This window comes from Brevundimonas sp. Leaf363, from assembly GCF_001424025.1.
Lineage (GTDB): Bacteria > Pseudomonadota > Alphaproteobacteria > Caulobacterales > Caulobacteraceae > Brevundimonas.
Genome location: NZ_LMPZ01000001.1, coordinates 1 through 24417, shown reverse-complemented (window position 1 = coordinate 24417; position 24417 = coordinate 1). Strand labels below are relative to the sequence as shown.

General features: G+C 69.6%; 26 protein-coding genes. 17 read left to right on the top strand and 9 right to left on the bottom strand.

What is annotated here, in order from left to right; all coding sequences use genetic code 11:
• Window positions 1-1362, bottom strand: a complete 1362-nt coding sequence (glmM, locus tag ASG17_RS00130) for a phosphoglucosamine mutase (protein WP_082496027.1) — start codon at window positions 1360-1362, stop codon at window positions 1-3.
• A gap of 159 nt (window positions 1363-1521) precedes the next feature.
• On the opposite strand from glmM, the gene glmS reads away from it, so the two are divergent.
• The 12 genes from glmS to accD all read left to right on the top strand — a co-directional run bounded on the left by glmS (window position 1522) and on the right by accD (window position 12529).
• Entirely contained in the window at window positions 1522-3342 is a 1821-nt protein-coding gene (gene glmS, locus ASG17_RS00125) for a glutamine--fructose-6-phosphate transaminase (isomerizing) (RefSeq protein ID WP_056097851.1), read from the top strand.
• Between the two features lie 85 nt (window positions 3343-3427).
• Window positions 3428-4306, top strand: coding sequence for a UTP--glucose-1-phosphate uridylyltransferase (locus ASG17_RS00120; protein WP_056097849.1), 879 nt, complete (start codon window positions 3428-3430; stop codon window positions 4304-4306).
• Window positions 4307-4520: 214 nt separating this feature from the next.
• The gene (locus tag ASG17_RS00115; protein WP_056097847.1) at window positions 4521-5741 is read left to right on the top strand and encodes an NAD-dependent epimerase/dehydratase family protein; all 1221 of its coding nucleotides are present in this window, start codon (window positions 4521-4523) and stop codon (window positions 5739-5741) included.
• Window positions 5738-6598, top strand: a complete 861-nt coding sequence (locus ASG17_RS00110) for an SDR family oxidoreductase (protein ID WP_156367675.1) — start codon at window positions 5738-5740, stop codon at window positions 6596-6598. Before ASG17_RS00115 ends, ASG17_RS00110 begins: the two co-directional genes overlap by 4 nt.
• A 21-nt stretch (window positions 6599-6619) precedes the next feature.
• On the top strand, window positions 6620-7510 hold the full coding sequence (locus tag ASG17_RS00105; RefSeq protein ID WP_056097846.1) for a class I SAM-dependent methyltransferase: 891 nt from the start codon (window positions 6620-6622) through the stop codon (window positions 7508-7510).
• A gap of 10 nt (window positions 7511-7520) precedes the next feature.
• Window positions 7521-8252 carry a pseudouridine synthase gene (locus tag ASG17_RS00100; protein ID WP_056097844.1) on the top strand — a complete coding sequence of 244 codons (732 nt, stop codon included), beginning with the start codon at window positions 7521-7523 and terminating at the stop codon, window positions 8250-8252.
• Between the two features lie 35 nt (window positions 8253-8287).
• Window positions 8288-8539 carry a type II toxin-antitoxin system Phd/YefM family antitoxin gene (locus ASG17_RS00095; RefSeq protein ID WP_056097842.1) on the top strand — a complete coding sequence of 84 codons (252 nt, stop codon included), beginning with the start codon at window positions 8288-8290 and terminating at the stop codon, window positions 8537-8539.
• Window positions 8536-8952, top strand: a complete 417-nt coding sequence (locus ASG17_RS00090) for a type II toxin-antitoxin system VapC family toxin (protein ID WP_056097840.1) — start codon at window positions 8536-8538, stop codon at window positions 8950-8952. The genes ASG17_RS00095 and ASG17_RS00090 overlap by 4 nt, the downstream gene beginning before the upstream one ends.
• Window positions 8949-9593, top strand: a complete 645-nt coding sequence (locus ASG17_RS15305) for a phosphoribosylanthranilate isomerase (protein ID WP_056097838.1) — start codon at window positions 8949-8951, stop codon at window positions 9591-9593. The genes ASG17_RS00090 and ASG17_RS15305 overlap by 4 nt, the downstream gene beginning before the upstream one ends.
• Window positions 9594-9596: 3 nt before the next feature.
• A complete protein-coding gene (gene trpB, locus ASG17_RS00080) occupies window positions 9597-10808 on the top strand; it encodes a tryptophan synthase subunit beta (RefSeq protein WP_056097837.1) in 1212 nt (403 codons plus the stop codon).
• Window positions 10805-11620 (top strand): tryptophan synthase subunit alpha, encoded by an 816-nt coding sequence (trpA, locus tag ASG17_RS00075; protein ID WP_056097836.1) that lies wholly within the window; start codon window positions 10805-10807, stop codon window positions 11618-11620. The genes trpB and trpA overlap by 4 nt, the downstream gene beginning before the upstream one ends.
• A gap of 12 nt (window positions 11621-11632) precedes the next feature.
• Window positions 11633-12529 carry an acetyl-CoA carboxylase, carboxyltransferase subunit beta gene (gene accD / locus ASG17_RS00070; protein ID WP_056097833.1) on the top strand — a complete coding sequence of 299 codons (897 nt, stop codon included), beginning with the start codon at window positions 11633-11635 and terminating at the stop codon, window positions 12527-12529.
• Here accD and ASG17_RS00065 read toward each other — a convergent pair.
• On the bottom strand, window positions 12495-12923 hold the full coding sequence (locus ASG17_RS00065) for a DoxX family protein (RefSeq protein WP_056097829.1): 429 nt from the start codon (window positions 12921-12923) through the stop codon (window positions 12495-12497). The two genes, accD and ASG17_RS00065, sit on opposite strands and share 35 nt — an antisense overlap.
• A 114-nt stretch (window positions 12924-13037) precedes the next feature.
• Between ASG17_RS00065 and ASG17_RS00060 the strand changes: the two genes are divergently transcribed.
• Complete coding sequence (locus ASG17_RS00060) at window positions 13038-13448, top strand: endonuclease domain-containing protein (RefSeq protein WP_235560320.1); 411 nt, start codon at window positions 13038-13040, stop codon at window positions 13446-13448.
• Window positions 13448-14725, top strand: a complete 1278-nt coding sequence (locus tag ASG17_RS00055) for a folylpolyglutamate synthase/dihydrofolate synthase family protein (protein ID WP_056097827.1) — start codon at window positions 13448-13450, stop codon at window positions 14723-14725. Before ASG17_RS00060 ends, ASG17_RS00055 begins: the two co-directional genes overlap by 1 nt.
• A gap of 33 nt (window positions 14726-14758) precedes the next feature.
• Here ASG17_RS00055 and dapD read toward each other — a convergent pair whose 3' ends face one another.
• Genes dapD through argB form a run of 3 tightly spaced genes read right to left on the bottom strand, consistent with a single transcriptional unit; the run spans window position 14759 to window position 17378 of the window.
• Window positions 14759-15616 (bottom strand): 2,3,4,5-tetrahydropyridine-2,6-dicarboxylate N-succinyltransferase, encoded by an 858-nt coding sequence (gene dapD, locus ASG17_RS00050; RefSeq protein WP_056097825.1) that lies wholly within the window; start codon window positions 15614-15616, stop codon window positions 14759-14761.
• On the bottom strand, window positions 15613-16455 hold the full coding sequence (locus ASG17_RS00045; protein WP_235560319.1) for a pyrimidine 5'-nucleotidase: 843 nt from the start codon (window positions 16453-16455) through the stop codon (window positions 15613-15615). The genes dapD and ASG17_RS00045 overlap by 4 nt, the downstream gene beginning before the upstream one ends.
• Window positions 16452-17378, bottom strand: coding sequence for an acetylglutamate kinase (argB, locus tag ASG17_RS00040; RefSeq protein WP_056098844.1), 927 nt, complete (start codon window positions 17376-17378; stop codon window positions 16452-16454). Before argB ends, ASG17_RS00045 begins: the two co-directional genes overlap by 4 nt.
• A 74-nt stretch (window positions 17379-17452) precedes the next feature.
• On the opposite strand from argB, the gene ASG17_RS00035 reads away from it, so the two are divergent.
• The gene (locus ASG17_RS00035; protein ID WP_056097824.1) at window positions 17453-17638 is read left to right on the top strand and encodes a hypothetical protein; all 186 of its coding nucleotides are present in this window, start codon (window positions 17453-17455) and stop codon (window positions 17636-17638) included.
• Between the two features lie 158 nt (window positions 17639-17796).
• On the opposite strand, the gene ASG17_RS00030 is transcribed toward ASG17_RS00035, so the two are convergent.
• Both ASG17_RS00030 and ASG17_RS00025 read right to left on the bottom strand, forming a co-directional pair.
• A complete protein-coding gene (locus ASG17_RS00030; protein ID WP_056097822.1) occupies window positions 17797-18846 on the bottom strand; it encodes a nucleotidyltransferase family protein in 1050 nt (349 codons plus the stop codon).
• Window positions 18843-19835 carry an SDR family NAD(P)-dependent oxidoreductase gene (locus ASG17_RS00025; protein ID WP_056097820.1) on the bottom strand — a complete coding sequence of 331 codons (993 nt, stop codon included), beginning with the start codon at window positions 19833-19835 and terminating at the stop codon, window positions 18843-18845. The genes ASG17_RS00030 and ASG17_RS00025 overlap by 4 nt, the downstream gene beginning before the upstream one ends.
• A 68-nt stretch (window positions 19836-19903) precedes the next feature.
• Here ASG17_RS00025 and ASG17_RS00020 point away from each other — a divergent pair, with 68 nt between their 5' ends.
• Window positions 19904-20602, top strand: coding sequence for a cytidylyltransferase domain-containing protein (locus ASG17_RS00020; RefSeq protein WP_082496024.1), 699 nt, complete (start codon window positions 19904-19906; stop codon window positions 20600-20602).
• Between the two features lie 95 nt (window positions 20603-20697).
• Here the strand turns inward: ASG17_RS00020 and neuC are convergent, their stop codons facing one another.
• Both neuC and ASG17_RS00010 read right to left on the bottom strand, forming a co-directional pair.
• Window positions 20698-21849: a UDP-N-acetylglucosamine 2-epimerase gene (neuC, locus tag ASG17_RS00015; protein ID WP_056097816.1), complete on the bottom strand. Its 1152-nt coding sequence runs from the start codon at window positions 21847-21849 to the stop codon at window positions 20698-20700.
• Window positions 21846-22922: an N-acetylneuraminate synthase family protein gene (locus tag ASG17_RS00010; RefSeq protein WP_056098841.1), complete on the bottom strand. Its 1077-nt coding sequence runs from the start codon at window positions 22920-22922 to the stop codon at window positions 21846-21848. The genes neuC and ASG17_RS00010 overlap by 4 nt, the downstream gene beginning before the upstream one ends.
• A gap of 430 nt (window positions 22923-23352) precedes the next feature.
• Between ASG17_RS00010 and ASG17_RS00005 the strand changes: the two genes are divergently transcribed.
• Entirely contained in the window at window positions 23353-24399 is a 1047-nt protein-coding gene (locus ASG17_RS00005; RefSeq protein WP_082496022.1) for an OmpA family protein, read from the top strand.
• The last annotated feature ends 18 nt before the right edge of the window (window positions 24400-24417 follow it).

The following is a 24417-nucleotide window of genomic DNA, read 5'->3' as shown; positions in this document are numbered from 1 at the left end:
TCAGCCGGCCGCGCGCACGGCGGCGACCACGTCGGACACGACCGAGCGCACCATACCCGCATCGTCGCCCTCGGCCATGACGCGGATCAGCTTTTCGGTGCCGGACGGACGCACCAGCAGGCGGCCCGAGCCGTTCAGCCGGCCCTCGCCCTCGGCGATGGCGGCCTTGACCCCGGCGTCGTCCAGCGGCGCGCCGCCCGAGAAGCGGACGTTTTCCAAGAGCTGCGGCACCGGATCGAACTGACGCGCCAGCTCGCTCATCGACCGGCCGCTGTCGACCAGCACGGCCAGCACCTGCAGGGCGCTCATCAGGCCGTCGCCGGTGGTGGCGTGGTCGTGCAGGATGATGTGGCCGGACTGTTCGCCTCCGATGTTGAAGCCGCCCTCGCGCATCCGCTCCATGACATAGCGATCGCCGACCTGCGTCCGCTCCAGCGTCAGGCCCTGCGAGGTCATCAGCCGCTCCAGCCCCAGGTTGGACATGACGGTGGCGACCAGACCGCCGCCGTTCAGCCGCCCGCGCTTGGCCCAGTCCAGACTGACCAGGGCCATGATCTGGTCGCCGTCGACGATGCGGCCCTTCTCGTCGCAGATGATGACGCGGTCCGCGTCGCCGTCCAGCGCGATGCCGATATCGGCGCGGTAGCGCTTCACCGCCTCGACCAGGGTGTCGGGGTGGGTGGAGCCGCACTTGGCGTTGATGTTCAGGCCGTCCGGCTCGACCCCGACGGGGAAGACCTCGGCGCCCAGCTCATAGAGCGTGGTCGGCGCGACCTTGTAGCCGGCGCCGTTGGCGCAATCGATGGCGATGCGCAGGCCCTTGAGGCTGAGGCGTTTGGGGAAGGCGGCCTTGGCGATCTCGATGTAGCGGGCCTGGGCGTCGTCGATGCGCTTGACCCGGCCCAGCTTGTCCGACGCCGCCAGCCCCTGCCCCAGGGCGTCGTCCATCATCGCCTCGATCTTCAGTTCGATCTCGTCCGACAGCTTGTAGCCGTCCGGGCCGAACAGCTTGATGCCGTTGTCGGCGTAGTCGTTGTGCGAGGCCGAGATCATCACGCCCAGATCGGCGCGCATCGAACGGGTCATCATCGCCACGCCCGGCGTCGGCACGGGGCCGAAGGTGCGCACGTCCATGCCGACGGACGAGAAGCCCGCCACCAGCGCCGGCTCGATCATATAGCCCGAAAGGCGGGTGTCCTTGCCGATCACCACCATGTGGCGACGGTCGTCGCCCGACATGAACAGCTTGCCCGCCGCCAGGCCGACCCGCAGGGCGACCTCGGCCGTCATCGGATGGGTGTTGGCCTTGCCCCGGATGCCGTCGGTGCCGAAATAGCGGCGCTTTGTGGGGGCGTTGGCCAAGGGCGTTGTCCTCGTGACGGGGTGGAAACCTTCCGAAACCCCTTTTTAGCTGCCCCGTGGTTTAACATCCCCTAGAGGCGCGGTGGGCTGATTAGCCCCATCGCCGCGTCGGCGCAAAGCGCGGCGGCGATCTTCGATCAGGACGAGAGGCAGGCGGCCATGTGCGGCATCATCGGCATCGTGGGAAACCAGCCCGTCGCGGACCGTCTGGTCGAGAGCCTGAAGCGGCTGGAATACCGGGGCTATGACTCCGCCGGCGTGGCCGCCCAGGTGGACGGCGTGCTGGAACGCCGCCGCGCGCCGGGCAAGCTGAAAGAGCTGGAGAAAGTGCTGGCGGCCGAGCCGCTGAGCGGCACGACCGGCATCGGCCACACCCGCTGGGCTACCCACGGCGGGCCGACCGAGCGCAACGCCCACCCGCACATCGCCGGGCGCGTGGCGGTGGTTCACAACGGCATCATCGAGAATTTCGCCGAGTTGAAGGCCGAGTTGCAGGCCGCCGGCCGCGTCTTTTCGTCCGATACCGACACGGAAGTCGTCGCCCACCTTCTGGACGCCGAACTGGCCACGGGGCTGGAGCCGCTGGAGGCGTTCAAGGCGACGCTGGACCGGCTTTCGGGCGCCTTCGCCCTGTGCGTGCTGGTGACGGGGCAGGAGGATGTGATCCTGGCCGCCCGCAACGGCCCGCCCCTGGCCATCGGCCACGGCGACGGCGAGATGTTCATTGGCTCGGACGGCCTGGCGCTGGGGCCGTTCACCAACAAGATCACCTATCTGGAGGACGGCGACTACGTCCTGGCGACCCATGCGGGCGCGCGCATCTTCGACGGCGAGGGCCGCGAGGTCGCCCGGCCGGTCAAGACCGTCCCCGCCTCGGCCGTGCTGATGGAGAAAGGCAACTACCGGCACTTCATGGAAAAGGAGATCCACGACCAGCCGGAGGGGTGCCAGCACACCATCGCCGCCTATGTGGACACCCTGGCCGGGACGACGGCGGTGCCGGGCGATGTGGACTGGGCCGGGCTGGAACGGATCCAGATCGTGGCCTGCGGCACCTCGTGGATCGCCGGCATGATCGGCCGCTATCTGATCGAACAGCTGGCCGACCTGCCGGTGGACGTCGAGATCGCGTCCGAGTTCCGCTATCGCCAGCCTTCCTTACGGCCCGGCGCCCTGGCCATCGCCATGAGCCAGTCGGGCGAGACGGCCGACACCCTGGCCGCCTTCCGCCACTGCGCCCAGGCGGGAATGAAGACCGCCGCCATCGTCAATGCGACCGAGAGCACCATCGCCCGCGAGGCCGACGTGGTCTGGCCGATCCACTGCGGGCCGGAAATCGGCGTTGCCTCGACCAAGGCCTTCACCGCCCAGGTCTGCGTCCTGATCGCCATCGCCATCGCGGCGGCCCGTGCCCGAGACCGCATCGACGCGGTCGAGGAGGAACGGCTGGTCAAGGTGCTGCTGGGCGCGCCTCGGCTGATCGCCGAGGCGATCAATCTGGAAGGAGCCATCAAGGAGATCGCCACCGAGATCGCCAAGGCCAAGGACGTCCTCTACCTGGGCCGCGGCCCCATGTCGGCTCTGGCCCTGGAAGGCGCGCTGAAGCTCAAGGAGATCAGCTACATCCACGCCGAGGGCTACGCCGCCGGCGAGCTAAAGCACGGCCCGATCGCCCTGGTCGACGAGGCGACGCCCATCATCATCCTGGCGCCCTACGACAGCTGGTTCGAAAAGTCGGCCTCGAACATGAGCGAGGTGATGGCGCGCGGCGGTCAGGTGGTCTTCATCACCGACCCCGAAGGCGCCCGCCACGCCCCCGCCGGCGCCAAGGTGGTGGTCACCGCCCCGGCCTCGGACCCGCTGGTCTCGGCCCTGGTCATGTCCGCCCCGATCCAGCTGCTGGCCTACCACGTCGCCGTGGTGAAGGGCGCGGACGTGGACCAGCCGAGGAACCTGGCGAAGTCGGTGACCGTCGAATAGCCGACGGAACAACCTTCACCGTTGGGGCGCTTCCGGTCGCCACGGACCTCCGCTAGGGTCCGCCGCCTTCCTGATCGGAGCCTTCATGACCGACACGTCTCGCCGCGTCCGCAAAGCCGTTCTGCCCGTCGCGGGTCTGGGGACGCGCGTGCTGCCGGCCGCCAAGACAACGCCCAAGAACATGCTGAACGTGTTCGACCGGCCGATCCTGTCGCACATCGTGGAAGAGGCGCGCGCCGCCGGGATCGAGCACTTCATCTTCGTGGTCGGGCGCGGCCAGACATCGGTCGAGGACTATTTCGACCACGCCTATGAGATGGAGGCCATCCTCAAGGCCAAGGGCAAGGACGAGATCCTGGAGCTGGTCGTCGCCGACCTGCCCAAGCCCGGCGAGATGAGCTTCGTGCGCCAGATGGCGCCGCTGGGCCTGGGCCACGCGGTCTATTGCGCCCGCGACCTAATCGGCGACGAGCCGTTCGCGGTGATCCTGGCCGACATGCTGATGATGGCCGACACCCCGGCCCTGAAACAGGCCATCGACGCCCACGAGAAGACCGGCGGCAACATCGTCGTGGTCGAACCGGCGCCCGAGGGCGAGACCCACAAATACGGCATCGTCGCGCTGGACGGCCGCGAGGGTCGGCTGAACCGCATGACCGGCATGGTCGAGAAGCCGCCGCTGGGCACCGAGCCGTCGAACCTCTTCATCTCGGGCCGCTACATCCTGACGCCCGATATCTTCCCCCTCTTGGCCGATCAGGCGACCGGCGCGGGCGGCGAGATTCAGCTGACCGACGCCATGGCCCGGCTGATGAAGGTGCGGGACTTCCACGCCCTGGAATATGAGGGCGCGACCTATGACTGCGGCGACGCGGTCGGCCTGCTGCGCGCCAATGTCGCCTATGCGCTGAAGCACGCCAAGCTGGGCGCGGCGGCGCGGGCGGCGATCGAGGATCTGCTGTAACTTCCCTCCCCTTCATGGGGAGGGAAGACGCCGAAGGCGGCGGGGTGGGGCCCGAAAGGGCATCCACGCGGCGTTTCTGAACGTCCCCACCCGGGCTTCGCTGCGCTGCGCCGTCCCTCCCCATGCAGGGGAGGGAGATGCGACACCGCCCCGCTTTGCCCGCGCGTCGCCATCCGCTACTCAGGCGTCAACGATAGACGCAAGCGGAGGAAGCATGCGCGCGCTGATCCTGGGAGGGGATGGTTTCTGCGGCTGGCCGACGGCCCTGCATCTGTCGGCCCGTGGCTGGGACGTCCGCATCGTCGACAACCTGAGCCGGCGCGAGATTGACGACGAGCTGCAGGTCCAGTCGCTGACGCCGATTCAGAGCATCCAGGACCGCATCGCCGCCTGGAAAGAGGTCTCAGGCCGCGAGATCGGCTTCACCCCGCTGACCGTCGGCAAGGATTTCGACGGCCTGCTGGCGCTGCTGGAGGCCTACCGGCCGACGTCGATCATCCATTTCGCCGAGCAGCGCGCCGCGCCCTATTCGATGAAGTCGGCGCGGCACAAGCTCTACACCGTGGACAACAACATCAACGCCACCAGCCATGTGCTGGCGGCCATCGTCGAGAGCGGCCAGGACATCCATCTGGCGCATCTGGGCACCATGGGGGTTTACGGCTACGGCACCGCCGGCCTGCGGATCCCAGAGGGCTATCTGACCGTCACGGTCCAGACCGATCACGGCCCGGCCGAGCAGGAGATCCTGTTCCCCGCCAATCCGGGGTCGATCTATCACATGACCAAGACGCAGGATGCGCTGCTGTTCCAGTTCTACGCCAAGAACGACGGGCTGCGGATCACCGACCTGCACCAGGGCATCGTCTGGGGCGCCCAGACCGAGGAGACCCGGAAGGACGAGCGACTGATCAACCGCTTTGACTATGACGGCGACTACGGCACGGTGCTGAACCGGTTCCTGATGCAGGCGGCGGTCGGTTATCCGCTGACGGTGCACGGGCCGGGCGGGCAGACGCGGGCCTTCATCCACATCCAGGACACGGTGCGCTGCATCGAGCTGGCGCTGAAGAACCCGCCGGGGCGGGGCGAGCGGGTCAAGATCCTGAACCAGATGACCGAGAGCCGCCGGGTCCGCGACCTGGCCCGGCTGGTCGCCGACATGACCGGCGCGCGCGTCGAACATGTCGCCAATCCGCGCCATGAGGCGGACGAGAACGAGCTGGTGGTCGCCAACGACCAGTTCCTGAAGCTGGGGTTGAAGCCGATCACCCTGGCCGAGGGCCTGATGCAGGACGTGACCGAAGTGGCGCGCCGCTATGCCGACCGGGCCGACCTTTCGAAGGTGCCCTGCGTATCCGCCTGGAACGCCCGGCGGGCGGAGGCCCTCGACGCCGAGGCGGCGCGGTCCTCGGAGACCTTGAGCGTCGCGTGACCGGCTTGCTGATCTTCGGCGGCGGCTATCTAGGCCAGGCCGTGGGGCGGATGGCGCGGGACGCCGGCATGAACGTGGCCGCGACCAGCCGCTCGCCCGAGGGCCGCGCCGCGCTGCAGGCGCAAGGCTTCGTCGCCATCGATCCGGCCGATGAGGCGCAGATGGCCTCGGCCACCCGCAATGCGCCCGCGGTCCTGATCACCGTCCAGCCGGACGCCCAGGGCTGCCCCGGTCTGCGCGCCGTCATCCCTGCCTTGTCGCGCGCCGGCGCCTGGCCCGATTGGATCGGCTATGTCTCCTCCACCGCCGTCTACGGCGACCGCAACGGCGGCTGGGCGTTCGAGGACGATGCCCTGAACGCCGCGACGGTCGAGGGCGCGCGAAGGGTCAAGGCCGAGACCGGCTGGCTCGACATCGGGCGGGGCATGGGCCTGACCGTCCAGCTGTTCCGCCTTTCGGCCATATACGGACCCGGCCGGTCGGTCGCGGACCGGCTGCGCGACGGCCGGGCGCGCCTGACGATCCAGCCGGGCCAGGTCTTCAACCGCATCCACGTCGATGACGCCGCGCGCCTGCTGATGGCTTCGATGCGCCGGCCCCGGCCGGGCGGGATCTACAATGTGACCGACGATGCGCCGTCGCCGGCCGAAACGGTGATCCGCCATGCGGCGGCCCGTCTGGGCCTGCCCCTGCCGCCTCAGGTCGATCTGAACGATCCGTCGATCAGTGACGCCATGCGGCGCTTTTATCTGGACAACAAACGCGTCTCAAACGCCCGGGCCAAGGCCGAACTGGGCTGGCGTCCGGCCTATCCGTCCTGGCGCGAGGGACTGGAGGCCGTGCTGGCGGCCGACTGAACGGCGGGCTATGGCGCGCCGATGACCGACCTGCTCTACGGCCGCCCGCCCGCCGTGTTCGACCCGCCGGGCGCCGCCACTCAGACCTCGCCCCTGATCCCCGGCGCGACCGCGCTTGAAAGTTTCGAGCTCGGCTCGATCGACAGCGCCATGGTCTATGCGCCGCCCGGCGTGCTGGAGCGGCGCTATACGCTGGCCCTGGCGCTGCGGGCGCTGAAGCCCGGCGGCCGGCTGACCGCCATGGCCCTGAAGGACAAGGGCGGGTCGCGGCTGAAGAAGGAGCTGGAGGCGTTCGGCGCCTCGGTCGCCGAGGACGCCAAGGCGCACCATCGCCGCTGCGTCGTCATCAAGGGCGAAAACCTGACCGGGCTGGACGAGGCTGTCGCCGCCGGGGCCTTGCGTCAGGAGGGCGGCGTCTGGACCCAGCCAGGCGTCTTCGCCTGGGACCGGGTCGATCCTGGCTCGGCGCTGCTGATCCAGAACTTGCCGCCGCTGACAGGAGCGGGCGCGGATCTGGGCGGCGGGCTGGGGCTGCTGGCGCAGGCGGCGCTGCGCTCGCCCAAGGTCACGGCGATCCGGGTCATCGAGAGCGACAGGCGCGCGGTCGAGGCCGCGCGATTGAACCTGACGGACCCGCGCGCAAGCGTCGAATGGGCCGACGTGCGCGACCTGACGGAGGCCGGCGACCTGCAGTTCGTCATCATGAATCCGCCCTTCCATTCGGCCGGCGCTGAGGACCGGCGGCTGGGCGCGGCCTTTATCCAGAAGGCGGCGGGCCTGCTGCGACGCGGGGGCTCGCTGTGGATGGTGGCCAACCGCCACCTGCCCTATGAGGCCGAGCTGGCCGCCGCCTTTCGGCAGGTGAAGCCGATCGATGCGGCGGGTTACAAGCTGTTCGAGGCGATCAAGTGAGGCGCGTCCGATGAGCAAGACCGCCCGCCTCGACAAGCTGCTCGGCTCGCTGGGCTACGGCAGCCGGGCCCAGATCGCGCAGCTGGCGCGGCTGGGCGCCATCACGCTCGACGGTCAGGACCTGACCGACGCCAGCCGGCGCATCGCCGTCACGCCTGACCTGCCGGCCCGGATGACGGTTGATGGCGAACCGGTCGACCCGCCGCCAGGGCTGGTCATCCTGCTGAACAAGCCCTTGGGCATGACCTGTTCGCACAAGGAGGACGGGGCGCTGGTCTATGACGTCCTGCCCGACCGCTGGCGGCGGCGCGACCCGGCGATCTCGACCATCGGGCGGCTGGACAAGGAGACGTCCGGCCTGTTGCTGATGACCGACGACGGCGACCTGCTGCACCGGGCCATTTCGCCCAAGAAGCACGTGCCCAAGGTATACCGCGCCACCCTGGCCCGGCCGCTGGCGGGGACCGAAGCGGCCCTGTTCGCCTCGGGCGAGATGCTGCTGGAGAACGACGACAAGCCGCTGAAGCCCGCCGTGATGGAGGTGCTGTCGCCCACCGACGCGCGGCTGACGGTGACCGAAGGCCGCTACCACATGGTCCGGCGCATGTTCGCCGCCGTCGGCAACCACGTCGAGGCCCTGCACCGCGAACGCTTCGGCGCCCTGACCATCCCGGACGACCTGCCGCCGGGCGCATGGCGACGTCTCACGCCGGAAGATGTCGATGCGATCTTCGCCGCCTGATTGCAGATAGCCATCCAGATGGCTATCCTGAAGAAATGAGCGACTACTCCATCGCCGAGGCCAAGAACCAGCTGCCCAAGCTGATCGATCGTATGCTGGCTGGCGAGCCGGTCACAATCACACGGCGCGGTCGTGCGGTCGCGCGTGTCGTGCCTATCGAGCAGGCCGAGCCAAAGCCGTTTAAATGGGACGTTGAACGCCTGCGGAAGCTACAGGAGGCAGGGCGCACGCCGACGTCGGGCCAGACCGACACGGTCAAGGCCATGCGCGACGACTATCGCTATTGATCGTCTGCCTCGACACCAGCGTCCTGATAGCCGCCTTCACGCGTGAGAAGGGTTCTCCGCGTGCACTGGCGCTACTGGCGGAAGCCTGCGCCTGGCGGGTCAGCGACTGGGCGGCCGCCGAGTTCGCCGGCGCAATTCGCGTAAAGGCGCGTCGCGGCGAGCTCGATGTCGGTCAGATTGAAATCGTCGAGGCGACGCTGAATGAGATGATCGCCGCAGCGGGGGCAGCCATCCATGTCCACGCCGACGATCACCCCGAAGCGCGACGATTGATCATAGAAAACGGGCTTTTGAGAGCGCCCGACGCCCTGCATCTGGCCATCGCCCAGCGCATCGGAGCGCAACTGGCGACCTTCGACACCAATCTCGTCCGCGCGGCCGAGGCTGTCGGCGTGCCGGTGATGCGGCCATGACCAAGGCCAAGATCTGCGGTCTAACCACGCCCGCCGACGTCATCGCCGCCGTCGACGGCGGGGCTGCCTACGTCGGGGCCGTGGTCTTCCCGAAAAGCCCGCGCCACGTCGACCCTGTCGCCGCCGCCGAAGTCTTCGCCGCCGCGCGCGGACGGGCCGGGATCGTGGCGGTGACGGTGGACGCCGACGACGCCCTGCTGGACGCGATCATGGCCGGCTTCGCGCCCGACCTGATCCAGCTGCATGGGCATGAGGATGCGGCGCGCGCCGAGGCCGTACGGGCGCGCACCGGCGCCGGGATCATCAAAGCCCTGCCGATCCGCACGGCCGCCGATCTGGACGCCGCCGACGCCTGGGAGCCGTTCGCCGATCACCTGATGTTCGACGCCAAGCCGCCGGAGGGCGCCACCCGCACCGGCGGCTTCGGGCTCAGCTTCGACTGGACCCTGCTGGCCGACCGGGCGTGGCGGCGGCCGTGGTTCCTGGCGGGCGGGCTGTCGCCGGACAATGTGGGCCAGGCGATCCGCATCTCGGGCGCGCCCCTGGTCGATGTCTCCTCTGGCGTGGAAAGCGCCTCGGGTGTTAAGGACGCCGCCCTGATCGCGGCCTTCCTCGAGGCCGTGGCTTCCGCGAGAGCCTGATCCGTGACCGCCCTTCCGAACGCCTACGCCTATCCCGACGCCGAGGGCCGTTTCGGCCAGTACGGCGGCCGCTTCGTCGCCGAGACGCTGATGCCGCTCGTGCTGGAACTGAACGAAGCGTACGAGGCGGCCAAGGCGGACCCCAGTTTCCAGGCCGAGCTGGACGGCTTCCTGACCGACTATGTCGGGCGGCCCAGCCCGATGTATCTGGCCGAGCGCCTGAGCGCCCACTACGGCGCGGCGGATATCTGGTTCAAGCGCGACGAGCTGAACCACACCGGCGCGCACAAGGTGAACAACTGCATGGGCCAGATTCTTCTGGCCATGCGGATGGGCAAGACCCGCATCATCGCCGAGACCGGCGCCGGCCAGCACGGCGTGGCCACCGCCACCGTCTGCGCCCGCTTCGGCCTGCCCTGCGTCATCTACATGGGCGCGACGGACGTGGAGCGGCAGTCGCCCAACGTCTTCCGCATGAAGCTGCTGGGCGCCGAGGTGGTGCCGGTGACTTCGGGCCGGGCGACGCTGAAGGACGCCATGAACGAGGCGATGCGCGACTGGGTCACCAATGTCGCGGACACCTACTATCTGATCGGCACCGCCGCCGGTCCGCACCCCTATCCGGCGATGGTCCGCGACTTTCAGAGCGTGATCGGCCGCGAAGCCCGCGCCTCCATGCTGGCGCGCAAGAGCAAGCTGCCGGACGCCTGCGTGGCGGCCATCGGCGGCGGGTCGAACGCCATCGGCCTGTTCCATCCCTTCATCGACGACGCCGGCGTGCGCCTGATCGGGGTCGAGGCGGCCGGGCGCGGGCTGGACGGCCCGGACCACGCCGCGTCGCTGCAGGGCGGCCGCCCCGGCGTGCTGCACGGCAACCGCACCTATCTGCTGCAGGATGACGACGGCCAGATCCTGGAGGGTCATTCCATCTCCGCCGGCCTGGACTATCCCGGCATCGGCCCGGAACACGCCTGGCTGAAGGACATCGGCCGCGCCGAATACCGCGCCGCCACCGACGCCGAAGCGCTGGAGGCCTTCAAGCTGTGCTCGCAACTGGAAGGGATCATCCCCGCTCTGGAGCCCAGCCACGCCTTGGCCCGCGTCGGCGAGATCGCCGAGGAAGTCGGCAAGGGCGGCGACGTGGTGCTGAACATGTGCGGCCGCGGCGACAAGGACATCCCGCAGGTGGCGCGCATGTTTGGGGTGCAGCTGTGACCACCGCCCGTATCGACGCGCGCTTCGCCGCGCTGAAGGCCGAGGGCCGCGCCGCCTTCGTGGCCTATGTCATGGCCGGCGATCCCACGCGGGACCAGGCGCTGGAGATTCTGAAGGGCCTGCCCGCTGCCGGGGCCGACATCATCGAGCTGGGCTTTCCGTTCAGCGATCCGATGGCTGAAGGCCCGCCGATCCAGCGCGCGGCGCTGCGCGGGCTGCAGGCCGGTCTGACGCTGAAGGGCACGCTGGCGCTGGCGGCTGAGTTCCGCCAGTCGGACGCCGACACCCCCCTGATCCTGATGGGCTATCTGAACCCGATCGAAACCCACGGCTATGAGGCCTTCGCGCGGGACGCGGCGACGGCGGGCGTGGATGGCGTCATCATCGTCGACTGCCCGCCGGAAGAGGCCGATCCCCTGACCGACGCGCTGGACGCGGCGCAGGTGTCGCTGATCCGGCTGGCCACGCCCACGTCCGATGACGCGCGGCTGAAGGTCATCGCCCGGCGCACCTCGGGCTTCGTCTATTACGTCTCGGTCGCCGGGGTGACCGGGGTCAAGGAGGCGGTCGCCGGCGATGTCGCGCCCGCCGTCGAGCGCGTGCGCGCCGCCTCGAACCTGCCGGTCGCGGTCGGGTTCGGGGTCAAGACGCCCGAGCGGGCGGCGCAGATCGCGCGCGTCGCGGACGCCGTGGTCGCCGGCTCGGTGCTGGTCGACCAGGTGGCGGCGGCGCTGGAAACGAACGGCGACCCGGTGTCGCGCGTTCTGGAAACGGTCAAGGCGCTGGGCGACGCGGTTCGCTCGGCTCGCTGACGGAGACGGACGATGGCGGATCGCAAGCAAGGCAATGAACGCGGCGGCGGCTGGCTGAGCCGCTTCGCCCCCGGCGTGCGCAAGATCGTCAGCCGCCGGGACACGCCGGACAATCTGTGGGTCAAGGATCCTGACTCGGGCGAGATGCTGTACCGCGCCGATCTGGAGACCTCGCTGTGGGTCACCCCCAGCGGTCGGCACATGCGCATCAACGCCGACCAGCGCCTGCGCTACATCTTCGACGAGGGTCAGTTCGAGCCGGTCGCCGCGCCCGACGTGCCGGAAGACCCCCTGAAGTTCTCGGATGGCAAGCCCTACCGCGACCGCCTCCAGGCCGCGCGCAAGGCGGCCGGTCGCAAGGACACCATGGCCATCGGCGCCGGCGACATCGACGGCACGCCCGCCGTCGTCATCGTCCAGGACTTCAGCTTCATGGGCGGTTCGCTGGGCATGGCGGCGGGCGAGGCCTTCGTCGCCGCCGCGCGCGAGGCCGTGCGCCGCGAGGTTCCGCTGGTTTGTTTCACCGCCGCCGGCGGGGCGCGGATGCAGGAGGGGGCGCTGTCCCTCATGCAGATGGCCCGCACCACCCTGGCGATCCAGGAGCTGAAGGCGGCGCGTCTGCCCTATGTCGTCGTCCTGACCGACCCCACGACCGGAGGCGTGACCGCCAGCTACGCCATGTTGGGCGACGTCCATCTGGCCGAGCCGGGCGCCCTGATCGGGTTCGCCGGTCCGCGCGTCATCGAGGCGACGATCCGAGAGAAACTGCCGCCGGGCTTCCAGCGCGCCGAATATCTGCAGGAAAAGGGCATGGTCGACCGCGTCGTGACCCGTCCAGAGCTGCCGAGCGTGCTGTCCAACATCCTGTCCATCCTCATGGACGCCCGGAACGCCAGCCGCGCCGCCTGAACGGCCAGTCGGTCACGGCCGACGCCCACAGCGCCCACCAGATGATGACCGGCTGCAGCAACAGCCGGGGCGCGTGATAGCTCCAGCCCAGCATCGGATGCGCCTGGCTCAGGCTGTCGATCGCGTGCTTGATGTTGGCCGGGAAGACGCAGACGGCGTAGGCGGCCAAGCCCCAGCCGGCGGCCTGCCTGAAACGCGGGACCATTAGCCCGATCGCCCCCGCGATCTCGGCCAAACCGGTCAGGCGAATGACCTCGCCCGGAAACGGCACCCAGTCCGGCGTGATGGTCAGGAAGGGCGCAGGGACCAGCAGGTGCAGGACGCCCGCCACCAGATACAGGCCCGCCAGCACCCAGCGGGCGATGGTGCGGTTGGTCTGCGCGCGTAAAGCCATCAACCATCTTCGTCCTTCCTCCGGAATGAGGGAAGCGCCGGGATCGGGGGTGACTTCCTTCTCCCCCCGGGGGAGAAGGTGGCATGCGAAGCATGACGGATGAGGGGACGCCTGATGTGGCAGACCGCCGACCGGACGACCCGCGCTCGTTCGCTGCGTCAGACCATGACGCTGGCCGAGACACGCTTTTGGGAGATGACGCGGGGCCGGGGCGTTGATGGCCTCAAGTTCCGACGTCAGGCCCCTGTTGCGGGGATGGTGGCGGACTTCCTCTGCGCTGATCTGAAACTGGTTGTTGAACTAGACGGTGGCGTCCATCGGCTGAAGGAGGCGCAGGACAGTCTGCGCGATCAGCGACTGGCTGAAGCAGGCTTTACCGTGCTGCGGTCCTCGAACGAGGCGTTTCTGACCAATCCCAACGATCTGATCGGTGCGATCCGGGATCATGCGGCCCTCGTGCGGCCGACGCCCCCCTCATCCGACCGGCTCCGCCGGCCACCTTCTCCCCCGAGAGGAGAAGGATGATGGATACGATCTCACAGCGCCTGAGGGCCCGCCACCCTCAGAAGATCGACCTGTCGCTGGACCGGATGCGGGCGCTGTGCGCGGCGCTGGGCGATCCGCAGGACCGGTTGCCGCCGGTGGTCCATGTGGCCGGGACCAACGGCAAGGGATCGACGGTCGCCTTCCTGCGCGCCATGGCCGAGGCGGCGGGCTTGCGGGTCCACGCCTACACCTCGCCGCACCTGGTGCGGTTCAATGAACGCATCCGGCTGGCCGGGACGCTGATCGACGACGAGACGCTGAACGCCGTGCTGGACCGGATCGAGGCGGTCCAGGGTGTCGAGGCGACGGTGTTCGAGAGCACCACGGCCGCCGCCTTCGTCGCCATGGCCGAGGCGCCCGCCGACCTGGCCATCGTAGAGGTGGGCCTGGGCGGGACGCTGGACGCCACCAATGTGATCGAGCGGCCGCTGCTGAGCCTGATCGCCCCGGTCGATCTGGATCACGCCGAGTTCCTGGGGAACACCATCGAGCTGGTCGCCGCCGAGAAGGCCGGCATCCTCAAGGCGGGCGCGCGCGGCCTGATCGGCCGCCAGAGCGAGGCCGCGCTGGGGGTCATCGAGCGGGCGGCGATGCGGGCGCACTGTCCTCTGACCGTCATGGGCACGGACTTCGACGCCTGGAGCGAGCGCGGCGGCCTGGCCTTCCAGGATTCCGAGCGTTTTCTGGACCTGCCCGCGCCGGCTCTGATGGGTCCGCATCAGTTCGACAACGCGGGCCTGGCCGTCGCGGCGGCGCTGGAGCTGGACCTGCCGGAGGAGGCTATCGCCGAGGGTCTGGGCAAGGTGCGCTGGCCCGCGCGTCTGCAGCGGCTGACGGTTGGGCCCTATGCCGCGACGGCGCGTTCGGCGGGGGCGGAGCTGTGGCTGGACGGGGGGCACAATCCCCATGCGGCGGCGGCCGTGGCCGATTTCCTGGCCCAGCGTCAGGCGCGGGCGCCGCGCCCCCTGGCCCTGATCGTCGGCATGTTGGGCAACAAGGACGCGGGCGGCTTCTTCGAGGCGCTGGCGGCGTCGGAGGCCGCGGTGTTCACCGTGCCGTTCGACGGCGGCTGCGCGGAGCCCTCGGCCCTGGCCGCCGTTGCCCGCGCCCACGGACTGGCGGCCCAGCCCTGCGCCGACGCGCGCACGGCGCTGGATCTGGCGCTGAGGCTCGGCACCGGGCGAGTGCTGATCTGCGGCTCGCTTTATCTGGCCGGCGAGGTGTTGGGCGCCTCGCCGGAGACCTGGCCGACCTGACCGGCCCTTCTCCCCCGGGAGAAAGAAAAAGGGTCAGTCGCGCAGCAGTTCGTTCACGCCGGTCTTGGCGCGGGTTTGGGCGTCGACGCGTTTGACGATGACCGCGCAATACAGCGACGGGCCGCCGTTCGGGTCGGGCAGGCTGCCGGGCACCACGACGCTGTAGGCCGGCACTTCGCCCCGGAACACCTCGCCCGTGGCGCGGTCGACGATCTTGGTCGAGCCGGACAGATAGACGCCCATGGCCAGCACCGCGCCCTCGCGGACGATGACGCCCTCGGCCACCTCGGCGCGGGCGCCGATGAAGCAGCCGTCCTCGATGATGGTGGGGTTGGCCTGAAGGGGCTCCAGCACGCCGCCGATGCCGGCGCCGCCCGACAGGTGCACGTTCCTGCCGATCTGGGCGCAGCTGCCGACCGTGGCCCAGGCATCGACCATAGAGCCCTCGTCCACATAGGCGCCGATGTTCACGAAGGACGGCATCAGGACGACATTCCTGGCGATGTAAGCCCCCTGCCGGACGATGGCGCCGGGCACCGAGCGGAAGCCGGCGGCCTGATAGTCGGCCGCGGCCCAGTCGCCGAACTTGTTGGGCACCTTGTCCCAATAGGGGCCGACGCCCGGCGCGTGCGAGGTCGGGCCGCGATCGCCCGTGCGCATGATCTGGTTGTCGTTCAGGCGGAAGGACAGCAGCACCGCCTTCTTCAGCCACTGGTGCGTGGTCCAGACGCCGTCTTCGCCGCGCGACGCGACGCGGGCCTGGCCCGAGTCCAGCAGGGCCAGCGCCTGTTCGACCGCCTTGCGGACGTCGCCGTGGGTCGAGGCCGACAGCTCGGTGCGCTGCTCCCAGGCGGCTTCGATCGTCGATTCCAGGCGAGCGAGGTCGGTCATGCGGCCGTCTCCAGCGAGAGAGATTGAAGAAATTCCAGAAGGTCGGGCGACCAATGGTCGATCGAAGGCGTCGTCTCCCGTCCGATCGGCTTACCGCGCCCGTCGCCGATCAGGACGGTGGTCATGCCTAGGGCCTTGGCCGGCTCCAGATTGCGCGGCGTGTCCTCGAAGAAGACGGCGCGGGCCGGGTCTATCGCGAACCGGTCGAGGAATTTGCGGAAGGTGGCGGGCGCCGGCTTGGGCGTCAGTTCCATGTCCTCGATGCACCAGACGGCCTCGAACACATCGCCCATGCCTAGCTTGTCGAGCACCCGCGCGGCATGGAAGCGCGCGCCGTTGGTCAGCACCAGCTTGCGACCGGGCAGCGCCGTCAACGCGTCCATCAGGTCCGGATTAGGCTCCAGCGAATCCAGCGGCACGTCGTGGACCTCGCGAAGGAAGCGCTCGGGATCGACCGCATAGTTGGCCATCAGACCCGCCAGCGTCGTGCCGTGCTCGTCCAGGAACTGACGACGCAGCACGGCCGCCTGCTCTTCCGGCAAACCGACGGCCTCGATCATGAAGGCGTTGATGCGCGCTTCCACCAGCTTCATCACCCCCTGCTCGCGCGGATACAGGGTGTCGTCCAGGTCGAAGATCCAGGCGTCGATCAGGCTCGGATCGAGCGCCGCCGCCTCTCCCTCCCCGTCCCGGGGAGGGGGGCGCGAAGCGCCGGGTGGGGGCGGCCCCGCATTGCCGGGCGCAGCGGCCAGATCGCTCGGCCGCCCCCACCCGTCCGCCGCTTCGCGTCGGCCACCCTCCCCGTCCCGGGGAGGGAGAGGCGCAGCGTCGTCCATCATCCCGCCTTCACCAGCGTCCCGGCGCCGTGCTCGGTGAACAGCTCCACCAGCATGGCGTGGGGGCGGCGGCCGTCCAGGATGACCACGGCCTCGACCCCGGCGCGCACGGCGGCCATGGCGGTCTGCAGCTTGGGGATCATGCCGCCGGTGGCGACGCCCTCGTCGATCAGCCGGGAGGCGTCGCCAACGGTCATCGAGCGGATGATTTCGCCGTCCGCGCCCTTCACGCCGGGCACGTCGGTCAGCAGCAGCATGCGCTTGGCCTTCATCTCGCCGGCCAGGGCGCCCGCGACGGTGTCTGCGTTGACGTTGAAGGTCTCGCCCTCTTCGGACACGCCCACCGGCGCGATCACCGGCACCCAGTCGGCGTCGGACGCGATCAGACGGTGGATCAGCTTGGCGTCCACATGGGTCGGATCACCGACGTAGCCCAGGTCGACCTCGTGCTCGATCATGCTGTCGGGGTCGCGGCGCTTGCGGGTGGTCTTGCGCACGGTCAGCAGGCCGGCGTCCTTGCCCGACAGGCCGACGCCGCGCACGTCGGCCTCCTTGCCGGCCATGGTGATCCAGTGGGCGATCTCTTTGTTCACAGCGCCCGACAGGACCATTTCGGCCACCGCCATGGTGTCGGCGTCGGTGACGCGCAGGCCGTCCACGAACGCCGACTTCACCCCCGCCTTGTCCAGCATGCCGGAGATCTGAGGCCCGCCGCCATGCACCACGACCGGGTTCACGCCCATCAGCTTCAGCAGCACGATATCGGCCGCGAACTGCTTGGCCACGGCGGTCTCGCCCATGGCATGGCCGCCGTACTTGATGACCACCGTCTCGCGGTCATAGACCTGGATATAGGGCAAGGCCTCGGCCAGCGTCTTCGCCGTCGCCCAGCCGCGATCCTCGGATTGCCGTTCGGTCTCGTCCATGCGCGGGGCCATAGCGTCAGGGGCTCGCGCTGTCACGATGAAACCCTGTCCCACGCTGGACCGTTCAGCACCCCATGAACCAGACCGAGATCGACGACAGCGGCATGGGTCCCCAGGATCCGACCGACCCGGCCGCTTTCCAGCACCCGGACCCGACCCTGTGTCCCGAATGCGAGGGCTCCGGCGTGCTGGGGTCCGGCGAAACCTGTCCGGTCTGCGAAGGCACGGGCAAGGCGATCGGACGGACGGGCGGGGGCTGAGGATCCGCCACCGCGCAGCGGGGGAGGGGAACCACGAAGTGGTGGAGGGGGCGAGGACATCCACGCCCTGTCCTGATTAAGCGCTACCCAGCTTCCGCCCCCTCCAGCGCAAGCGGTCCCCCTCCCCGTTTCGCTGCGCTTGACGGTGGAGGATCACGCTAGACCACCCCGTCGAAATCCTTCTGCGCCAGTTCGAAGTCTGGCGGACGGCCGATGTCGAGCCAGTATTCGTGGATCGGGTAGGCGCCAACCATCCGGCCCTCGGCGGCCAGGGCGGCCAGCAGTTCGGGCATGTCGTACTGGCCGGTGGTCGGGATGCGGCCCAGCACAGACGGGTCCAGACAGTAGATCCCGGCGTTGGCCAGCCACTGGAAGGTCGGCTTTTCCCTTAGCGAGGTCAGGCGCGGGCCGTCCGCCTCGACCACGCCGTGCGGGGCCTGGAAACGCTGCTCGCGCACGCACAGGGTGGCCAAGGCCGCGTGCTCGGCGTGGAAGTCCAGCAGCTCCGAGAAGTTCAGCCGGGTCATGACGTCGCCGTTCATGACCAGCAGCGGCGCGCCGGCCGGTTCGTCCAGTAGCGACAGGGCGCCCGCCGTGCCCTTGGGCTCGGTCTCGCGCAGATAGCGGATATCGACGTCCATGGCCGAACCGTCGCCGAAATGGTCCTCGATCACCTCGGCCAGATAGTTCACGGCCAGGCGGAAGCGGCTGAAGCCCTGGGCCTTCAGGCGCTCGATGATGGTCTCCAGCAGCGGTCGCCCCGACACCTTCAGCATCGGCTTGGGGCAGTGCTGGGTCAGAGGCGCCAGGCGCGCGCCGCGTCCGCCGGCCATGATGACCACCAGGTTGTCGCGCGAGGCCTGCACGCCCAGGCCGGCGGGATAGAGGCCGATGATCCTCCCCTGCGGATCCAGCAGCGGCGCCAGGCTGACCCCGCGCTCGGACAGGCGGCGCAGGGCCTGGGCCTCCGAGGCGCCGGCGCGCAGGGCCACCGGATCGCGGTTCATCACCTCGCTGATCGGCGCCTCCATCGGCAGGCGACGCATCAGGCCGCGCCGGATGTCGCCGTCCGAGACCGTGCCGACCAGACGGGTCTGGTCGTCGACGATCAGCAGCAGCTTCTGCCGCACCGAATCCATCCGCTCGATGGCGGCCAGCAGCGGCGTCTCGGCCGCCAGCAGATTTCGCTCCAGGGGGGCCTCGCTCATACGGCGTACTCGGCCGGGCGATAGACGTCGGGATTGTCGCGCACGAAGGCGACGACCCGCTCCAGACCGGTTTCCAGCGACGTTTCGGCGCGCCAACCCAGCGCGGCCTCGGCCAGCGACGGATCGGCCAGCAGTCGCTCGACCTCGCTGCCCGGCGGGCGCTTGCGGTCGTCCTGGGTCTCGACCGTCAGCTCCACCCCGGCGATCCTGCCGATCAACGCCGCCAGATCGCCGATGGCGATCTCCCGGCCCGTGCCCAGATGGATCGTCTCGCCCTCGACGCCCTCGGTCGTCGCCGCGGCGATGAAGCCCGCCGCCGTGTCGTCCACGAAGACGAAGTCGCGCGTGGGCCTCAGATCGCCCAGCCGAACCACGCCGCCGGCCAGCGCCTGGCTGGCGATGGTCGGGATGACGGCGCGGGCGCTCTGGCGCGGGCCATAGGTGTTGAAGGGGCGGATGGTCACCGCAGGCAGGCCGAAGGAGCGGTGGAAGCTCTCCACCAGCTTGTCCGCCGCGATCTTGGACGCCGAATAGGGCGACTGGCCGACCAGCGGGTGATCCTCGGTGATCGGCACGGTCTGGGCGGTGCCGTAGACCTCGCTGGTCGAGGTATGGATCAGACGGCCTGTGCCCCCCTGCCGACAGGCCTGCAGCACGTTCAGCGTGCCGGTGATGTTGGTCCGCACATAGCTGTCGGGCGCGAGATACGAATAGGGAATGGCGATCAGGGCGCCGAGGTGAAAGACGACGTCGCAGCCCTCGACGGCGTCCGCCACGCTGTCACGGTCGGCCAGATCGCCCCGCTTCACCTCGATCTCGCCGCGCACCGCCGAGTGGTCCAGCCATCCGGCGCCGCCGTGCGATGTGTAGCGGACGAGAGCCCGCACATGGGCGCCGGCCTCGACCAGCCTTTCCGACAAACGGCTGCCGATGAAGCCGCCGGCTCCCGTGACCAGCACCCGGCGGCCGGCGAGCGACGCTACGCCCATGCAACATCTCCCGGCTGATTCTGCCGGGACTTTACCAGTCGTAAGGCGACGCGCCATCTAGTCGGGACATGGACACGCGAGCGGGTACGTCGGGCGGGCGGGTGCTGGGGCTGATCCCGGCGCGGGCGGGGTCGGTGCGCCTGCCGGGCAAGAACATGCGGCCGATGGCCGGACGGCCGATGCTGGGCTGGACTCTGGCGGCGGCGAAGGCGACGCGCGGGCTGGACCGGCTGGCCGTGACGACTGACGACGCGGCCGTGGCGGCGCTGGCGCGGGCCGAAGGGGTCGAGGTGGTGGAGCGGCCTACCGCGCTGGCGGACGCCCAGGCTTCGGTCATCGACGCTATCGATCACGCGTCCACGGCGCTGGGCGGCGGGTTCGACTGGGTGGTTCTGCTTCAGCCAACCTCGCCCCTGCGCCTGCCCGAGGATATCGAGGGGGCCCTCCGTCTGGCGCTCGAGAGGGACACGACGGTGGTCTCGGTCTCGCCGCTGGACAAGCCGGCCGCCTTTCATGGCCGCATCGACGCCGAGGGCCGGTACCGCCCGGCGGCGGAGGCTGAAGGTCTGATGGCGCTGAACGGTGCGGTCTATGTGGCGCGGCTCGACCGCCTGCTGCGCGACCGTACCTTTCAGACGCCGGACGCCTTGGCCTACCTCATGCCGGCCGAACGGGCGTGGGACGTGGACACGCTGGAGGAGTTCGCGGCGTGCGAGGCCGTGCTGCGTCTTCGATCTTCGCCTCCTGGGCGGCGACAGCGAGTGTAGCGAGCGGAGGCGGGCAAGTCGTCCTGCCTCGACCTTCCGGGCCCGCCTCTGGCGACTGCGTCGCCTGTCTTCGCCCAAGGGGCGGAGAGCGTTTTTCAGCGATCCACGAAGGGCTTGCGGGCCAGACCGGTCAGGTCGGTGCGCCCCAGAATCTCGACGATGCCTTGCGCCGCCTGGCCGTCGCCGAAGGGCGGCGGGCTATTGGCCAGCGACTGGCGCAGTGCCGGATCGAGCGCCCTCTCGATGGCCTCGCGGATGGCGGTGGTTTCAAAGGCGGCGTGGACCACGCCCGGCGGGTTGAGCCGTCCCGCCTGCCGGTCGCCGATGTCCACCGACGGCGTGCGGACCATCGGCGCCTCGATAACGCCGCTGGAGGAGTTGCCGATCACCGCCCCCGCCAGCCGCGCGGCCTGCAGATAGCGGTCGGCGCCCAGCGAAGGCACGACGACGGCCCGCACGGGGCGGCTACCGGCGAAGGTCTGGATCGCCTCGGTGATCGCCCGGCCGCCCGAATCGGCGTTGGGAAGGGTGAACAGGACATCGGCGTCGATGCCCTCAAGCGCTGTCAGGAACCGCGCCGCCTGATCGGCTGGTGGCAGTGCCGACAGGGATTCCGGATGCAGGGTGGCGAGCAGGAAGCCCGGCCTCAGCGTCGCGCCCAGTCCGGCGTTCAGCTCATCGAGGCTGAGCGCTGGCAGGCGCCCCAGCCGATCCGCCGCCGTGGAGCCCACCACGAAGATCCGCTCGTCCGCCTCGCCCATCTGGCGCAGGCGCCGCCCATAGTCGGGGTGGGCGGTGAAGTGCAGGGCCGCCAGCTTGGTGATCGCGTGTCGGATGGCGTCATCCACGGCTCCTGCGGTGCGGTGGCCGCCTTCCAGATGCAGGATCGGCAAGGCCATCGGCACGGCCGCCGCCGCAGCGCCCAGCGCCTCGGTGCGATCCCCCAGCACCATCAGGGCGTCCAGCCTCAGATTGGCCGCCGCCTGCGCCACGCCCGCCGTGGCCGCCGCCATGTCCTGCGCGGCCGAAACGCCGTCGTCGCCCGCCATCGGCAAGGGCACGCGCGCCGCGATGGGCCGCCCGTCCGCCTCGATCTCCCGCACGGTCATGCCGTGGCGCGGCGACAGGTGGGCGCCCGAGACGATCAGCAGGGGCTCAAGCCCGGGCGCCGGGTCCATCGCCTCCAGCACCGGCGCCAGCAGGCCGTACTCCGCGCGGGTGGCGGTGAAGACGCCGATCCGCTTCACGGCTCGATCGCCTCGTCGGCCGCATAGTCGCGGGCGGCGGGCGTGCCCAACAGCGACCAAAGGGCCGAGGGCGGCAGGCCGTTTCCGGGGCGACGGGCGGTGAGACCGTCCTCCGTCAGGATTTCCCCGGCGACGATGGGCCGGGCGGCGACCAGGCTGCGGCGTGCGGCGACCATATTGGCGCGCTCGGCGCCGACCGGCGCCTTGATCCCGTCGCCCAGCGCGGCCGTGACGGTGCGGACGCCGTCGACCAGAGCCGCCATCTCGTCCGGTTCCAGCGAGGCGGCGTGGTCGGGGCCGGGCGCCGCCTTGTCCAGGGTCAGATGCTTCTCTATGGCCTCGGCCCCGCGGGCGGCGGCGGCCAGGGCGACGGTGACCCCCGGCGTATGGTCCGAATAGCCTGGCCGGACGCCCATCGCCGCATAGGCGTCCATGACCCTCAGATTGGCCTGGTCCGGCGGCGCCGGATATTCGGTGACGCACTGCATGACGATGGTCCCGGCCAGGATGGCTGCGGCCTCGGGCGCGGTAAGGGCCTCGGCGAAGGCCGCCAGCGACGGTGGCTCACCCGTCTCTGCCAGGGCGGCGAAGGCCACCACGCCCAGCGCCTGTTCGACCTCCGTCAAAGTCGCCATGCCGGTCGACAGGATCAGCGGCCGGCCCAGGCGGGCGACCTTCAGCAGATAGGGCAGGTTGGTCAGCTCACCCGACCCCAGCTTGACCCGCGCCATGCCCAGGTCGTCCACCAGGAACCGCGCGGAGCCGATGTCGAACGGCGTGGACAGGAACGCGATCCCGCAGGCGTCGGCATGGTCGCGGATCCGGCGGAACGCCTCGCGCGGCAGGGCCAGGGTCCGCAGCATGGCGCGCTGGTCGGCGCCCTGACCGGCGCGCGCCTGATAACCGGCGGTTGGGGCGGACGCGGCGGCGATCTCGTCCGGGTCGAACGTCTGGAACTTGACGACATCGGCCCCGGCCCGAGCGGCGGCCTCCACCAGCGCGAGGGCGCGATCCTCCCGGCCGTCATGGTTGACCCCGGCCTCGGCGATGATCTCGCACGCCTGTCCCTGCATGATCAAAATCCTAGTGTGCGTCGCACGATGGCTCAATCGCGCCGCGGAATATGGCCGTTTCACAACGGCGATCGACCGACATTCTCGTGTAGCTTCAATGCCACGGTGCGGATTGCGGCGCGAAATGGTCAAGTTTAAACTCGACCCCCAACGGCAACGCTGTTATGAGCGCCGAGGCGGTGAGACCGCCGCATAAACTGTCACTGCGGAGGGCTCGAACCCATGCGTGTTAAGAATTGGCTGTTGGCCACCAGCGCTGCTGCTGGCCTGGCCCTGTCTGCCGGAGCCGCTTCCGCGGAGCCGGATGGTTGGTACGGCGCCATTGACGGCGGCTACCACAAGATCGACGACCTGAACCTGGAATCGTCGACGACCGGCGTGAACTGGAACTACTCGGTCAACAACGGCTGGGCGGCTTTCGGNGCATTTCGTGGCTCATCAGGGCCAGGAAGCGCGACTTGGCGGCATCGCGGAGCCGGATGGTTGGTACGGCGCCATYGACGGCGGCTACCACAAGATCGACGACCTGAACCTGGAATCGTCGACGACCGGCGTGAACTGGAACTACTCGGTCAACAACGGCTGGGCGGCTTTCGGTCGTCTGGGCTACCGCTTCAACCCCAACTGGCGCGTTGAACTTGAAGGCGGCTACCGCTCGGGCGACATCGGCAAGGTGCGCCGCGCGAACAACGCCGTGCCGTCGGGCCTGTGCAACACCACCCCGGCTCGCGGCGCCTGCTACTCGCCGGACGGYGAGATCAACTCCACGACCGTGATGGCGAACGTCATCTATGACTTCGGTTGGGAAGCCTGGGGCATCCGTCCCTTCGTCGGCCTGGGCGCCGGCGTGAACCACCTGGACGGCCGCGTKCGCGGCACCCTGCGTGGCGACCGCACGAACCAGATGACGCTGGACGACAGCAACAACAAGTTCGCGGCCCAAGCCATCGCCGGTCTGGCCATCGCCCTGGGCGAGCGCGCCAACATCGACCTGACCTACCGCTACCTGACCAGCGACGCCGAGTTCAACTCGTTCTCGTCGACGACGGACTACGGCGTCTGGGAAGGCGACTACGACCAGTCGCACACCGTGACGGTCGGCCTGCGTTACCCGCCGCCGCCGCCTCCGCCGGTCGTGAACGCTCCCCGTCAGTTCGTCGTGTACTTCGACTGGGATCGCTCGGACCTGACGGCTGAAGCGCGCTCGGTGGTCACCCAGGCCGCGAACTACGCCAAGTCGGGCCGCGCCACGCGCGTCCTGGTCGTCGGCCACGCCGACACCTCSGGCTCGGCCGCCTACAACATCGGCCTGTCGAACCGCCGCTCGCGCACCGTCGCGGACGCTCTGGTCGCTCAGGGCGTGAACGGCGGCGTGATCGCCCTGGACGGCAAGGGTGAAACCCAGCTGGCCCGTGCGACCGCCGACGGCGTGCGCGAGCCGCTGAACCGTCGCGCCACCATCGACATCAACTTCTGATCCAGCCCGGCCGGGACA